Source organism: Holdemania filiformis (assembly GCF_003459085.1).
Taxonomy (GTDB): Bacteria; Bacillota_I; Bacilli_A; order Erysipelotrichales; family Erysipelotrichaceae; genus Holdemania; species Holdemania filiformis.
Genome location: NZ_QRUP01000006.1, coordinates 88442 through 104208 on the forward strand (window position 1 = coordinate 88442; position 15767 = coordinate 104208).

General features: G+C 47.7%; 13 protein-coding genes. All 13 read right to left on the minus strand.

What is annotated here, in order from left to right:
- Nucleotides 1–11: 11 nt before the first annotated feature.
- Nucleotides 12–242, minus strand: coding sequence for a 23S rRNA methyltransferase (locus DWY25_RS06565; protein WP_181981728.1), 231 nt, complete (start codon nt 240–242; stop codon nt 12–14).
- Between the two features lie 239 nt (nt 243–481).
- Nucleotides 482–802, minus strand: a complete 321-nt coding sequence (locus DWY25_RS17845; protein WP_220412917.1) for a hypothetical protein — start codon at nt 800–802, stop codon at nt 482–484.
- A 13-nt stretch (nt 803–815) separates the two neighbouring features.
- Nucleotides 816–986, minus strand: coding sequence for a hypothetical protein (locus tag DWY25_RS17850; RefSeq protein ID WP_220412918.1), 171 nt, complete (start codon nt 984–986; stop codon nt 816–818).
- Nucleotides 987–1067: 81 nt separating this feature from the next.
- Nucleotides 1068–2480 (minus strand): UvrD-helicase domain-containing protein, encoded by a 1413-nt coding sequence (locus DWY25_RS06575; protein ID WP_117894563.1) that lies wholly within the window; start codon nt 2478–2480, stop codon nt 1068–1070.
- Entirely contained in the window at nt 2462–4183 is a 1722-nt protein-coding gene (locus tag DWY25_RS06580; protein ID WP_117894564.1) for an ATP-dependent nuclease, read from the minus strand. The genes DWY25_RS06575 and DWY25_RS06580 overlap by 19 nt, the downstream gene beginning before the upstream one ends.
- 284 nt (nt 4184–4467) lie before the next feature.
- Complete coding sequence (rlmD, locus tag DWY25_RS06585; RefSeq protein WP_244925942.1) at nt 4468–5805, minus strand: 23S rRNA (uracil(1939)-C(5))-methyltransferase RlmD; 1338 nt, start codon at nt 5803–5805, stop codon at nt 4468–4470.
- Between the two features lie 105 nt (nt 5806–5910).
- On the minus strand, nt 5911–6609 hold the full coding sequence (locus DWY25_RS06590) for a hypothetical protein (protein WP_117894566.1): 699 nt from the start codon (nt 6607–6609) through the stop codon (nt 5911–5913).
- Between the two features lie 132 nt (nt 6610–6741).
- A complete protein-coding gene (gene gatB / locus DWY25_RS06595) occupies nt 6742–8166 on the minus strand; it encodes an Asp-tRNA(Asn)/Glu-tRNA(Gln) amidotransferase subunit GatB (RefSeq protein WP_117894567.1) in 1425 nt (474 codons plus the stop codon).
- The gene (locus DWY25_RS06600) at nt 8166–9590 is read right to left on the minus strand and encodes an amidase family protein (protein WP_117894568.1); all 1425 of its coding nucleotides are present in this window, start codon (nt 9588–9590) and stop codon (nt 8166–8168) included. Before DWY25_RS06600 ends, gatB begins: the two co-directional genes overlap by 1 nt.
- 1 nt (nt 9591) lies before the next feature.
- A complete protein-coding gene (gatC, locus tag DWY25_RS06605) occupies nt 9592–9888 on the minus strand; it encodes an Asp-tRNA(Asn)/Glu-tRNA(Gln) amidotransferase subunit GatC (RefSeq protein ID WP_117894569.1) in 297 nt (98 codons plus the stop codon).
- A 145-nt stretch (nt 9889–10033) separates the two neighbouring features.
- Complete coding sequence (locus DWY25_RS06610) at nt 10034–11113, minus strand: CamS family sex pheromone protein (protein WP_117894570.1); 1080 nt, start codon at nt 11111–11113, stop codon at nt 10034–10036.
- Nucleotides 11103–13094: an NAD-dependent DNA ligase LigA gene (ligA, locus tag DWY25_RS06615; protein WP_117894571.1), complete on the minus strand. Its 1992-nt coding sequence runs from the start codon at nt 13092–13094 to the stop codon at nt 11103–11105. Before ligA ends, DWY25_RS06610 begins: the two co-directional genes overlap by 11 nt.
- A 499-nt stretch (nt 13095–13593) precedes the next feature.
- A complete protein-coding gene (locus DWY25_RS06620; RefSeq protein WP_117894572.1) occupies nt 13594–15759 on the minus strand; it encodes an ATP-dependent helicase in 2166 nt (721 codons plus the stop codon).
- Nucleotides 15760–15767: the final 8 nt, after the last annotated feature.

Here is a 15767-nt window from a genome sequence, read left to right on the forward strand (position 1 = left end):
TCAAACCTTTCTTAAATTATTCGGAAATATCTAAATGCATCTTTGATTGCTTCTTCTTTTTCTATTGGACAAACCGGCTGTTTCGAATCGCCATTTTTAGATTTATTATAATTTTCTCTTTCTTTAATTCCACACTTTTCTTTTACTTGTGCTATATATAAATTTGAAACTTTAAAGCCATACTTTTCAAAAACATACTGTTTTATATTGTTGTAAGTAGCTTTACTCTCTGAAGAAGCCATATCTAATTCAATCTCATGAAATTCAATGTTGACATGTTTTTTCGTCTTAAGTTTGGAAAGCAACACGGCGGTTACAACATGCGTTGAAAGTTTTTTCTTATACTACATGGCAAAAGATTTTATTCAAAATTTTCCCGACTTTCCCTAAAGAGTTCCTTTTGCCTGATTCACCCCTTTTTGCAGTATTTCACCCCTTTTCAGAGTGCTTACCACATCTATACTCATTACAAAACTTCCATTTATTTTGTTTCACCATTGAGTATATCTTTAATCCATTCGGGTACCGTAAGGACTTTCTTTCCGGTGAAAAGCATTTTTATAATTTCCTTAGTATCCTCTTTTCTCCAGAACCTGTCCCGGATATAACAGTCATAGCTGCTGAATTTTTGCATCTTAGATGAACTTTCAAATTTCTTTCCACAAAACATATATTCATGCTTGTAAAGTGGCAGGTGATCTTTGACCACGCTCTTCTGCATCCCTCCGAACAGCAAATTTCCCTCTGCCCGATAGCCGCTTATCAATTGGTTTGCCACAATATCTGCATACACTGTCAGCACAGTCTTCTTCCATCTACTTTCCTTCCTTGGCTTGCAGACGCTTTTTGGCATAGCCATCCAAACCGTTTGCTTTGCAATAATTTCTCACCTTATCCCTTGAAAGCTCTAAGACAATTGCAATCTTCCGGTAACCCAATCCTACATTCTTAAGACGCTCAATCGTCTGTTTCTGTTCCTCTGTCATCTGACATCAACTCCTTAACAAATTTGGTAGTTCAGTAATTGCTCTGAATTGCAAACTTGTCAAGAAAATCTTAATTACAAACTATCTGTCTGCTTTCAAAGACTCCAGATAACCTGAATTTAAATATTCTATTTCTAATTTTTCAAATTCCGCATCAATTTGTTTTCTATTTTTCTTTTTCAAACTACTTTCATCAACAACCAAAATCAAGTCTGATTTAGAGCGTGTTAATGCTACATACAAACGCATCATCTCTTTATTAACATCTAACTTATTTTTGAACAAATACTCTAGCAAAGCGTTATCGATAATAAACATGCATAATTCATTTTCAAGTCCCTTGACTTTATCAATACTTTTAACTTGTATCTTTTTGCTGGTGTCCTCAAATGTCAAATCATTTATTAATTTAGCATATTCGTTTTTCTCCAACTCAATTTGAAAATTCTTTATAAAAGATTGTATTGCTTTTTTTGCATCCTTTTTCAAAGTAATATTTATTAAATATTTTTCAATGGTCTTAAGATATGCATCTTTATCATATTTTGAGTCAACCTTTTCTAATAATTTTTCACAAATACTTTCTTCTAATGAAAAGTTATTACTATAGTTTTGGGTTGAAAAAATCTCCGTTTCCTGCCTAATATAAATTAGTGCGTTCCTTGCCTGATACAGCTTATGTAATTCCAAAAAATTTTCATCAGATGAAAACATATAAAAAACTTTTCCCTCTACATCACTTATTGTAGTCTGTTCTTCACTGCTAGGACAAAATAGATTAGATATTCGCAAATGGCATTCCGGGATACGCCTCGTAACCGTATTAAAAGGAAGCATTTGAAACACAACATTATTTTGAAGTACTCGCTCTGTAAAATTTCTAAATGCATGTGGATACTTTATCGCTTGTTTCGGATCTCCAACTATGTATAAATAAATACTTTCAGCTAATGTTTCAAACAAAGCCAATGCATCCTCGTTCAAATCTTGAGCTTCATCAATAAAAAGTGCACATATCGACGCTTGCAAATATTCAATTATCGTTTTCTTTTTGTTACAAACTGCTTTAGTTTCACCTTTTCGGCATACTATCATTTGTTTTGCTTTATTAAAAACCTGTGAATTATGGATGATTCCTATTTCATTTAGCTTCTTTATCTGATATCTTTGTAATTGTAATTTAGTAGGTAATTTCATAGAAGTTGCCTTAGAATATGCCCTTCCAAAATAGTATTTACTAAATGGATATAGTAATTCGTTCAACAAAAAACTATGAATCGTTTCGATACAAATATTTGCTGGAATCTGTCCATTATTTAATTCACACATTCTTCGTAGAATATTAATTTTAGCATCATTTGTGAAAGCAATTACATATATTACTTTGTCATCTTTTTTATTCTCATAGCACATTAACACTTTTTCTGCCAACGAATATGTTTTTCCCGCACCTGCTCCTGCTATTTGTACCTGACTTAATAATTTTTCACACACTCTATAATTTCTCCTATATGTTTAGGTAATTCTATAATTATTTCATTTTCAGCAATTGCCTCACATAAACGCCTCATATTATCGGCCTTACTATCCTTTAAAAATTTTGATGCAGCTTCTTGCGTTTCAAAATAATCCTTAATTACTGTCTCGTTTTTTCCTGTTGCTGCCAAATCATCTTCTAATGTATACCCCTCTGTCGTTCTAACAAAAATATTTTCATTTTCATCGTCATAAGTCTGATGTTCTTGCTTTGCATTAGGCTGATTATCAAAATCCCTTACTACCCCTATACAACTCGTTGAATCTTCTTTATGTATTTGTAACCAGATATCCAAAAATGTTTTATAGCCTTTTTGTCCAATCGCAATTACCTCAATTTCATTTAAACTTTCTACCTCTTTGTCTAAAAAAGTATTTATAAACATTTCTTCTGTAGGGCCTTCTACTAAAATCAAACGTTTTGCAAATAATATCTTCAATATATCAAAATTAGGACGTTTTGCTAAATAGTTTACCAATTTATCATCCACCTGTTTTAAAGATATTGCTTTACCATTTTTAAGAACAACCACATTATTTAATTTCAATTTATTAATTACTTTTGGATTGTGAGATGTAATCAATAATTGCATAAAATCATTTTTTACTTCCACACTCTTTTTAATAAAATCTAAAACCAAATTAAAATTATTTACACATAGATGTGCTTCCGGTTCCTCAATACAAAGGAAATCAAATGTTTTATCATTATTTTGAAAGTAGCTAAACAAAAGAATTAGGTACATAAAATTTCTTGTTCCCAGCCCTTTTTGATAAAGAAATTCCTCTCCATATCCAATATTTATATTTGTAAATATATTTTTTAAATTAGGAAAATTTGGAATGAGCTGTATCTCATCAATAAAATCTTTCAAATTCTCAAACTTCTTATTTTCCTGTATTTTTTCAAAGATTTTCTTAAATGATTTTATATCTTGTATTTCATCAAAGAATTTATTATATGAATCCTCAATCTGTGCACGATCTTCCTTTGTTATACTTCTTTCAATTAATGAACTCACTAATTTGTAAGAATATTGTTTATCACTCTCAGAAAATGTATCACGTTCTGCATTTATAATACTGATATTAAAATTCTTTACTTTATCTTTATTTATACTTTTAGAATTATTAACCGAGTAAATTCTATACTCATATTTTTCCACAGGTATCATAAAATTTTCTACTTTATCTTGAAGGAAAAGACATTCCTCTATAAAGTCTCTTAATTTGCAAGGTGCATATGCATATTCTACTTCAAAGCATATCTCATCATCTTCGCTAAGATTAATCCAATCCTTTAATAATTGCTTTTGATATTCTGTTTTTGCATCAACAAATGTAATCTTTACTTTTACAATCGGTATTTTCTTATATACTGATTTCATAAAATCTTTATCTTCTAATTTTTCTGATATCTCTTTCGCATTTTCCTGTAAATAATTTTGAAACCTCTCTACAGACTCTTCATTTATATCTGTGATAGATAAAGAACGTGAAAAATATTGTAAACCATTATTATTCAGTACCAATCGTATTGCATCTAAAAGATTCGACTTTCCTGTATCGTTTTCACCAATAATAATTGTAAACTGGTTTAAAGGTATATCAATATATTGGAAATTGCGAAAATTTTCAATATGAATATTTTTAATGTACATACCGTTTCTCCTTCATCTTTCAAGATATGATAATTTTACCATACTTATTTCTTTCTACGAAAAAAAACTATCATAGTACATATCTGTTACTGTCAAGTAATTGTTGGAAACGCCTTTTCCAGATTTATTTTATCCCCATTTAATTAACATTTTTTCTTTGCCGGGCCTTTTGCCAAAACGTTCATTTTTTTCCCCCACCTCAGTAACACCAAACAAATTTCAGTCCTTCCAAACAGAAAAACACAACCTCATATCTGTCCGAAACTACGAAATTCTTTGATTTACTAGTCTTTTCTGAACAGAAAGCAGACAATTTCCACATGCGTCGTCTGCGGGAACATATCCACCGGCTGCACAACCTCCACGCCATACCCCCGCTCATTCAACACCGCGCAATCCCGTGCCAAGGTTGCCGGATCGCACGAAACATACACAATCCGTCCCGGGTTCATCCTGACCAACGAATCAATCGTCGTCCCGTCCAGGCCCTTGCGCGGTGGGTCCACGATCGCCACATCCGGCTGAATCCTCCGCTCCAACAACTGCGCCGTGCACACTCCCGCGTCACCGCAGATAAACTCCGCGTTGGCGATCCCGTTGCGGACCGCGTTCTTCTTCGCATCCTCCACCGCCGAAGGAACAATCTCGATGCCGATCACCCGCTTCGCCTTCCGGGCCGCACTCAATCCAATCGTGCCTGTGCCGCAATACACGTCGATCACCGTTTCTTCCCCGGTTAAACCAGCCAGCTCGATCGCCTTCGTATACAACACTTCCGTCTGGACCGGATTGATCTGATAAAACGACTTCGCTGAAATCTGAAACCGCAACCCCAACAACTCTTCCTCAATCGAAGCCGATCCCCACAACACGATCTCCCGATCCCCCAGAATCACGTTATCCTCACGCCCGTTCACATTCAGGATGATGCTGCGAATCTGCGGATACGCCGCAGTCAAACGCCCTATCAGTTCGTCTTTCCCTTTCAGGTTCTCCGACTTCGCGATCAACACAACCATAACCTGCCCCGTCTTAAACGCATGTTTGATCAACCAATACCGCAGCTGCGCCGGATCGCCCGCTTCCTCAATCCAGGACCGCAGCGATCTCAAAATCTGATTCTCCAGTTCGCTGTGCAGGCAGCATTCGTCAAAATCCACAATATCATGCGAATGACTCCGATAATAGCCGCTGATCACTTTTCCATCCCGGTTGACCCCCACCGGCACCTGCACCTTATTCCGATAGTTCCAGGGAAATTCCATCGACAACACCGGCTGAACCTCCACGTCCAGATGTCCAATCCGCTGGAAACAATCCGCGACCCGATGGCGCTTAAACTCCGCCTGCAGCTCAGCCCCCATCGTCTGCAGCTGACAGCCTCCGCACTGACGCGCAACGGGGCAGCGCGGCTCAACGCGCTGCGGACTCTCTGATAAACGCCGGATCACCCGGCCATAACCCACGTTCTTCTTCACGGCCGTCACCCCGATCTCCGCACTTTCCCCCTTCAATAAATCCTTCACGAAGAAACACAATCCTTCATGACGAACTACCCCCAGTCCATCAAACGTATAGTCGACAGCCGCTCCTGTAAACACATCATTCTTCTTTAACGCCATTCTCCGCTCCCCTTTCTGAATCACAATTTCAGCTCATCGCAACGATGTAACAACCAAACCTCAAACCCTAAATCCGATCCAAAAACGAAAAAGGGCTTCCGCCCTTTATTCCTTCGTGTCGTCCTGCGCTTCCGTATCCTCGCCGCCAACGACCTCGTCATCGTCATCCTTCGCCGCCTGAGGATTCCGCTTTTCCGCCAGTTCCTCGCGCAGCTGCTGGGCCAGATCGGCATCCAGCGGTTTTGATACGATCTGCGTCGCAGCCTGTTCCATACTGGAGTTTTTCGCGCGGATCACATACACGTAATCCTCGGACCCCGATTTATCAACATTGTTGTAGACATGCACTTCCAGGTCATACATCTTCTTACCATTCGACGCCGTAAAGTAAGTCCCTTCATTCAGCACCGCCGTCACATCATTGTACGCCGTTTCCGACAAAGCACTCGCTTCCTCGTCGCTGATCGAATCCACGGTATCAACATACACCCGCAATGTCGCCGTCGTCAGTTCCACCGTGACCTTCTCCACCTGGTTTTCACCCTTGATCCGGCTTTCGATCTCCGACAGCTGATCCTTGGTGATCGCCGGATCCAGATCGCCCTTGAACCGATCGCCGTTGATCGGCTTCCCCGTGTCCATGGACGCGCTGATCAAAATCCATCCCAGAATCGCGCATGGAATCGCGATCAGCACCAAGCCCACAATCAAAATCATTGTGGATTTATCATTCTTCTTCGTTTTATGTTTCTTTGCCGGCGCCGAGGCCGGTTTCTTCTTCACTGTTTTCTTTTGTTCAGACAAAGTCCTTCACTCCTTATCTTTTACTATTTTACAGGAAAAGAAGGGATTTGACCAGTCATTTCCTGAACCCTGCGTTTTTTGTAAGAAAAAGGACACCGAAAGCGTCAGTAACGCCTGGATGTCCCCCTTCAATCAGATTCTTTTCTTCAATTCCTCGACGATCAGCTTGTTAGTCATCGCCGGATTGGCCTGGCCTTTGGACTTTTTCATGACCTGACCGACCAGGAAGCCGACGGCGCGGTCCTTCCCGTTTTTATAGTCTGTGATCGACTGCGGCTGTTCATCCAAAACCTGATTGATCAGCGCGATCAGCGCGGAAGAATCGGACAGCTGTTTCATGCCTTTTTCCTGAGCGACCTGCTTCGGATCCTTCCCCTGAAGTACTTCCTCAAAGACAATCTTCGCCTGCTTGCCGGAGATTTCTCCGCCGACGATCATGTTGACCAGCTCAGCCATCGCCTGCGGCGCAACCGGGTTTTCAGCCAGCTTTGTGTTCAGCTTCGTCAATCCGGCCGGCAGCTCGACGATCACCCAGTTGGCGGCGATCTTGGCGTGCTGCGTGTGCTTCATGACCTGATCGTAATAATCGGCCAACTCCTTATTTGCGACTAACAGCGCGATATCGTTTTCCGGCAGTCCCAGCTCGGCATACCGGGCCTGGCGAACTTCCGGCATTTCCGGCATCGCGGCCTGCAGCTGACGAATCCACTCCGGATCGAGCTGGATCGGGAAAATATTCGGTTCCGGGAAATATTTGTAATCCACAGCGCCTTCCTTTTTCCGCATTGAGATCGTCGTGCGCGACGCCTCGTCGAAACGGCGGGGTTCCTGAACGACCTGACCGCCTTCGTTTAAGATCTGTGTCTGACGTTCAATTTCATACTCGACCGCTTTCTGGACATTGCTGATGGAATTGAGGTTTTTAATTTCCGTCTTAACGCCGAATTTCTCAGTTCCGACCGGACGCAGCGAGATGTTGACGTCGCAGCGCATCGAGCCTTCTTCCATCTTGACGTCGGAAACGCCCAGATAATACAGTGTCTGTCTGAGCTTTTCGACATACGCCATCGCTTCCCTGCCGCTGCGGATATCCGGTTCCGATACGATTTCCACCAACGGCGTACCGGCGCGGTTGAAGTCGATCAGCGTGCCGGCGTCATAGTGAAACTGCTTCGCTGTATCTTCTTCCATATGCAGCCGTTCAATCCGGATGACCTTCGGCCCGTTATCCGTTTCAATCTCGACATGTCCGCGACGGCCGATTGGATAGAACTGCTGGGTGATCTGGAAGCCTTTCGGCAGGTCGGTATAGTAATAGTTTTTCCGGTCAAACCGCACCAGCGGATCGATCTCCATGTTCAGCGCCGTACAAGCCTGCACCGCCATCGCGACGGCCTGCTTGTTCAGACACGGCATCGTGCCGGGATGGCCTAAATCAATTTCGTTAACGCAGGTATTGGCCGGAGCGCCGAACAACACCGGAGCGCCGGAGAACATCTTGGTTTTTGTCTTTAACTCACAATGTATTTCAATTCCGATAATGACTTCGTATTCCATTATTCAATTCCCTCCGCTGTGGCGTCCTTCAGGCCGGTGATATCTTCCATCGCCGCCGCAAAGTCGAACAGGCTCTGTTCATCCCAGGCCTTCGCCGTCATGTTTAAGCCGACCGGCAGTCCCTCGATCAAGCCCATCGGCACCGTGCAGCTTGGATACCCGGTAAAGTTGCCGATGACCATGTGATTCTCCGCGATCAGATAACCGTCGGACAATTCGTCACGGGAGTGATCGTCCAGCTTCGGCGCGACATCGCTGCTGGCGGGCGCGATCAGAATATCGTAATCCTTCATAACCTCCGCGACATTCTCGACGATCAGGCGGCGTACCCGCTGCGCCTGGCGGAACAGCTTTTCCTGATTTTCGACAAACAGACCGTAGCTGCCGATGACAAACCGCTTGCGGATCAGCGAGCCGAAGCCCTTGGTGCGCGACTGAATCATGATTTCTTCCATGCTGCCGCCCGGCTGCTGAACGCCGAACCGGATGCCGTCCAGGTTGGAGTGATTGGCCGTTGCTTCGCAGTTGGCGATTAAGTAGTAGGCCGGCAGGATCGCTTTCAACAGATCCTCGCGCAGACTGACTTCTTCCACTACCGCGCCCTTTGCTTTTAAAGCTTCGACGGTCTTTTCAAACAGGGCTTTCACTTCCGGATTGGCCAGCGCGTCGATCACGTTTTTAAATACCGCGACGCGGCGTCCCTTAATCTCGCTGTTCAGCGCTGCCGCGTAGTCCGGCACCGGTCTGTCAGATGAGGTCATGTCGCGATCATCCCGGCCGGCCAGCACTTTTAAGGCCTCGGCCGCATCCAACGCGCTGCGCGTGAAATAGCCGACGTGATCGAGTGAAGAGGAATAAGGAATGATACCGTAGCGGGAAATCCGGCCATAGGTCGGCTTCATGCCCAGAACACCGCAGAACGACGCAGGTTTGCGCACAGAATCCCCGGTATCGGAGCCGACCGCAAACGGAACGACACCCGCCGCGACTAACGCCGCGCTGCCGCCGGAGGAGCCGCCCGCCATGCGGGTGCGGTCATATGGATTATAAACCGGGCCAGTCGCCGCCGTTAAATTGGTGCCGCCCATCGCCAGCTCGTCCATCGACGCTTTGGCGATCACCACAGCGCCGGCTGCCTTCAGCTTGTCGACGATGTGCGCGTTATACACCGGAACATAGTTATCCAGAATCTTGCTGGAAGCGGTCGTGCGGACGCCGCGGGTACAGACGTTATCCTTTAAGACCACCGGCATGCCGTGAAACGGTCCGTCCGGAATTGTATCCAGCGCCGCCAGCTGATCTTCAACGTCGACAAACGTCACCACCGCATTGAGCCGCGGCTGGGAAGCCTGTGCTTTGGCCACGGCCGCTTCCACCCGTTCGCGGGCGGTCGTCGTCGCTTTTAATTCACTCATCGTTGCCATTTTACTTCACCACCTTCGGAACCACAATGTGGCATTCTCTGACTTTCGGCGCGTTGGCCAGCGCGTCTTCGCGGCTGATCACATGATCGACGACATCCTCGCGCAAATAACTCGTCGGTGTTTCAAACGGGTAGACCATCGGTTCCACCCCCGTCGTGTCGATGCTCTCCAGCAGTCTCAGCTGTTTGTTCAACGTTTCGAATTCGGCCGCGATATCGGCGGCTTCCGCGTCGCTGAGATCGAACATCAACCGGTGCGCTAATTCTTTAAAATAAGCGGGTTCTTTGATTTCTTCCATCCTTCTTCTCCTTCTTTGCTTCTTCCTTTACTGTTTCTTCTTTTCCGTTGTTTCTTTTTTCAGTTGTTTCTTTTATTTCCGCCAGGGCGTTCCGACTCTGCTTTTTTTTGCTGGCTTGTCAAGGGCCGCGCTTTTCAAACGGAGGTCAGCTGATATCCAGCACCGTGGTTTTCATCGTGCCTTTTTCGCGGTGCAGAATCATCACGGTTTCTTCCAGCTGCTTGATCTCGATGATCAGCTCCATATCCGTACTGGAAAAATTGGCCGACAGCTCGTTAAGCAGCTGCATCAGAGAGTAGATCTCCGTGTAGCTCTTGGCCTGAACGGTCACGGTGATCTTGAGATAGTCCGCCGTATCGTTGGTGTAGCGGGCCTTGCCGATGATATTGACGTTTTCCGGCATGAAATCCTTGACGCCGGCCTTGACCGTGCTGAATTGGGACGACAGCACGCCGTCCAGCGCTGTCGCCTGATCGCTTGGGATCAGCACCCATTGTTCCTCAATCGGGGTGAACTGGCCGCTGCGGCTGGTGAACAGCCCCTGGCCGATGAACGCGCCCGGGACGCTGGAACTGGTTGAATTCGAGCTGTAAAACGTGATGTAGATCGGCAGATCGGCATCGACTTCGGCTTTGTTGCGGAAGTAGCGTTCCAGCTTGCGGCCGATCGTGCTGGCATAGGTATACAGCTTGTCCTGCGGGATCTGTACGGTGCTGTCGCCGCTGGTCACAGAGCTGTTCATCAGAATGCCGACCGAAATACCGTTGAGCGTTTTCTGGTCTTCCTTCGCGATGAAATCGATCTCAACGATGCCATAAACGATGTAGGGGCGTTCCAGAATGATCGCGTCGCTGATCTCAAAATTGCCGCTGGGATTGAGTCCATAGGAGTGATCGCTGCTTTCGTAGCGCTGCAGCTCCTGGATATCTTCATATTCCAGAATCTGACCGGCCTGCAGATAATTGTCCTTGACTGAAAAGTGCTGCTTGCTCAATTCGATCAGCTCTTTCGGCATCTGCATCAAATCAAAGCGGCTGTTCGTATTCCCCCGCCAATACCGGCCTTCGGACAGTTCGTGAGGCAGCAGTGTCTGGTAATCGTCCGAGGAATAGCTGCTGATCACCGTGCCGTCGCCGGTTTCCTCCGGCGCTTTCTGGGAGCAGCCGGCCAGGCTCAGCGCCAGGCAGAGTGCCAGCGGTATCAGACCCCAGCGGTTATTCCGCATGGCGGTTGACCTCTATCATGAATTCACTTTCCGTCATCGTCGCGACGCCCAGGCTCTGGGCCTTCGTCAGCTTGGAGCCGGCGTTTTCGCCATAGATCACAAAATCAGTGCGCTTGGAAACACTGCCGGACACCGTAGCGCCCAGATGCTCGAGCAACGCCTGAGCTTCCGGCCGGGTCATCGTCGCCAGGGTACCGGTCAGCACGACCGTCTTGCCGGTGAAGATCGTTTCCACCTGTTCCTCTTTCAGACAAATCATATTCAAGCCATGACCGATCAGCGCTTCGATCAAATGCTGATTGGCTTCGTCATGGAAGAAGTCCAGCACGGTCTGGGCGGTGATCGCGCCGATGTCCTTGATTTCTTCCAGTTCTTCATAGGTTGCCTGCATCAGGGCCTGCATCGTTTCAAACCGGTAGGCCAGAATTTTCGCGGCCTTCTCACCGATCTGGCGGATGCCTAAACCGTACAACAGCTTCTCCAGTGAATTCTGCTTCGAGTTCTCAATCGCTTCCAACAGGTTATCGGCGCTCTTCTTCCCCATTTTCGGCGTTTCGAGAATTTCGTCGTAATGATCCTTCAGGTTGTAAATATCCTCGACGGTGTTCAGCCATCCCTGGGAATGAAACAGCTCCACGCGTTTGACGCCCAGTCCGTCGATATTCATCGCGTCGCGGCTGCAGAAGTGAGCAATCGACTCGACAACCCGCGCCGGACAGTCGTTGTTGATGCAGAAGTGATGGGCTTCGTCAGGATAACGGACAAGCGGCATCCCGCAGACCGGACAAACCTTTGGAAAAACATACGGCACTTGCGAGCCGTCGCGTTTTTCCGGCACGCTCGCGACAATTTCCGGGATGATATCGCCGGCCTTGTGAACGATGACGTAATCGCCGATCCGGATATCCTTATCCCTGATCATATCCTCATCGTGCAGCTGCGCGAAACCCACGCTTGTCCCTGCCAGACGTACCGGCGTCAGCTGGGCATTCGGTGTGATCTTGCCAGTCCGGCCAACCGTGACGAAGATGTTTTCCAGCCGCGTCACGGCTTCCTCAGCCGGGAATTTATACGCGATCGCCCACTTCGGGGTTTTCGCCGTAAAGCCTAACTGCTGCTGCTTTTCATAATCGTTGACCTTGATGACGATGCCGTCGATCTCATACGGCAGATCGCTGCGCATTAACGTCAGTTCCTCGACAAACTGCCACACTTCCTCTATATTGCGGCACAGCCGGTTCAGCGGATTGATCCGGAAGCCCAGGCTGTGGATGAAATCGAGCGATTCCGAGTGCTGGTGATGTCCCAGCTGCGGCCCCTGCGGGACATGGTACCACAAAGCGTCCAGACCGCGCGAAGCCGCGACTTTCGAGTCCAGCTGGCGGATTGAGCCGGCTGCCGCGTTGCGCGGATTGGCGAATTCTTCCTCGCCGTTTTCCCGGCGCTTCTGGTTTAAGCGTTCAAAGCTGGCTTTCGGCATGTAGACCTCGCCGCGGACTTCCAGCTCGCCTTCATATTCAATTTCCATTGGAATCGATTTGATCGTGCGGACGTTATGCGTCACGTCCTCGCCCACGACCCCGTCGCCGCGGGTCACGGCATACTGAAACCGGCCGCCCTGGTAATTCAGCGACATCGCCAGGCCGTCGATTTTGCATTCGCAGCAATATTCCACCGGTCCGACTTCAGCTTCCGCTTTGCGGGCAAACTCAAAAAGTTCTTCCTTATTGAAGACGTCGCCTAACGAAAGCATCGGACGTTTATGCGTAATCTTATTAAATTCTTCCAACACCTGACCGCCGACGCGCTGGGTTGGGGAGTTGGGATCAAACAGTTCGGGATGCTGCTGCTCCAGGGTGATCAGCTCCCGCATCAGTTGATCGTACTCCGCATCGCTGACGGTCGGATGGTCCAGCACATGATATTCATAGTTATATTGATTCAGCTGCCTGCGCAGCGCAAGAATGCGATCTTCGCTCATCACTGTACCTCCTGAAATATCCAGTTTATTATAGCATAAGAACAAATGTTTTCTTCATCATCTTTACCAAGTTTACGCAATCTAATCGTTCCCCGGCTGCTTCTTTTCACTTTCCTTTTACATCCCGCTTCCTCACAGCGGACTCCCGCGATCAAATCCGTGATGGAAGCTCAGTAAATTTATCGGATCAAATCCGCAGCCGCGCCGTGCTTTTCAACGCTTGTTTCCCAGAGTCCCTCATTCATGACAAGAGAGAAAAAAGAGCGCTGATAAAATCCACATAAAAACCCTCCGGTTTCCCTGATTCCAGGAGCGGGAGGGTCTTCTGTTTTTCTGCATTCAATCCAAATTTTGCGTCCAATCCCGCTTCTAACGCAGCTTACGCCGCCTTGGAATGCCCATGGAATTCTCGCTTTTCTTCCAGTCTGCGACGCAGGCTCCCGCTTCGGTTCTGCCGCAAGCCGGCAGCTGCCGATTCAGTCTGACGCTGTTAAGAGGATTATTCAACTTCCTCGGCTTTCTGGATCGACGGATGGGTCGCCATGATCTTGCGCACGCCGAACGGGAAGGCAAACGCGATTTTCAGCATGCCTTCGCTGTATTCCAGCACAATGCCTTCGCCGAAAGCGGCATGGCGGACGTGATCGCCCTTCTTCCACTTCGTCCGCGGCTTGGAGGCGAGTCTTTCCTCAAATGGTGCTTCATCTTCAAACAGCGCGGAGTGCAGCTTGATTTCCTTCGGCTTGCCGGTATCGAAGGTCGCGCCGATGTGTTCGATATATTGCGGATCGATTTCCTTGATAAACCGCGACGGCACTTTGATCCGGCTTAAAATGTAGCTGAAGCCCGAGCTTTCCGTCAGATACAGCTTGTTCTGGGCACGCGTGAAGGCGACGTACGCCAGCCGGCGTTCTTCCTCCAGCCCTTTCAGCTGGCTTTCCTGCATCGCGCGGTCGTTCGGGAAAATCCCTTCGCTCATCCCGTAGACAAAGACCGTATCGAATTCCAGCCCCTTCGCCGCGTGAACCGTCATCAGCTGGACGTGATCGCCGCCGTCCTCCGCGCCTTTATCGCCATACAGCGAAACCAGCTGCAGGTATTCTTCCAGCGAACTGTCCGGGTAATTGATCGTATAGCTTTCAATATCGGTAATCAGTTCCTTCAGGTTTTCCAGCCGCTCATTTTCCTTATCCGCTTCCAGCATTGAGCGGTAGCCGCTGTCCAGCAGGATCATTTCCAGCAGCCGGCTGATCGGTGTCGAAGGCGCCAGATTCTTCCACTTTTCCACCATTTTAACAAAGTTCTCGATGGTTGTCTGGGCCTTGCCGCTGACAACCTTTTCATCGCGGATGACCTCGTACATCGTCTTGCCTGTTTCGCGGGCCCGCTGCACGATCGTGTCCATCGTCTTGTTGCCCAGCCCCCGCCGCGGAACGTTGATGATCCGCATCAGCGCCAGATCGTCGCTGCCGCACACCATCCGCAGATAGCACAGAGCGTCCTTGATTTCCGCTCGTTCGTAGAACTTGATGCCGCCGTAGATCACATACGGAATCCGCTGTTCGATCATCGCTTTTTCAAGCGCACGGGAGAGGTAGTTGGAACGGTAGAGAATTGCGCAGTCGCGGTAGCGCTGGCCTTGCTTGTGCAATTCGTTGATCTTGCAGGCAATCCAGGTTGCTTCATATTCTTCCCCGGCGCTGGAATAGTGCGTGATCGCGCCGTTGTCCGGCCGGCTGGTGAACAGATCCTTTTCCACACGGTTGCGGTTGTTGTGGATCAGCGCGTTGGCGCCGTTCAGGATGCTTGGCGTCGAGCGGTAGTTTTCATTCAGAACGATGGTTTCGCACGGCTGGTAGTCTTTTTCAAAATTCATGATGATGTTGACATCCGCTCCGCGCCAAGTGTAGATCGTCTGGTCCGGATCACCGACGACATAGACGGAGTTGTCGTTGCCAGCCAAGAGCTGGATCAGATCGTACTGGATCTTGTCGATATCCTGGAACTCGTCGACGTGGATATAATGGAAACGCTGCACCCACTTGGCCTGGATTTCCGCGAATTGGCGGAACATCCGCACGGTATATAGAAGCAGATCGTCGAAGTCCAGCGCGTAGATCGCCTGCTGACGGTTGACGTAATATTCGTAGACCTTCGCCTTGTCGTTTTCCCCGCGCAGATCGCCGGCGAACACATAGGCCCGCTCCGGGCTGATCTCAGCGGCTTTGTTATTGGCGATGTAGTCCAGCATCGAACCGAAGGTATAGGTCTGCTTATCCAGGCCGAATTCCTTGTAGGCTTCCTTCAGAATGCTGCGCTGATCGTCGGCGTCCATGACCGTGAAATTGCGGGGCATGCCCATCGCCGGGATATCCTCGCGCAAAATCCGCACGCACAGCGAATGTATGGTCGAAATGAACACAGCGTTGCCTTGTTCCGGAAGCACCTGCCGGATGCGCTCCTTCATTTCGTTGGCGGCCTTGTTGGTAAAGGTGATCGCCAGAATTTTATTCGGCCAGACATGACACTGCTCGATCAAATGCGCGATCCGCATCGTCAGCACGCGCGTCTTGCCGCTGCCGGCCCCCGCGATAATCCGGACATACTGACTCGACGTCAGCACGGCCTTTTTCTGATTTTCATTCAGCATCTCAATTGAAACCATTGTTCGCC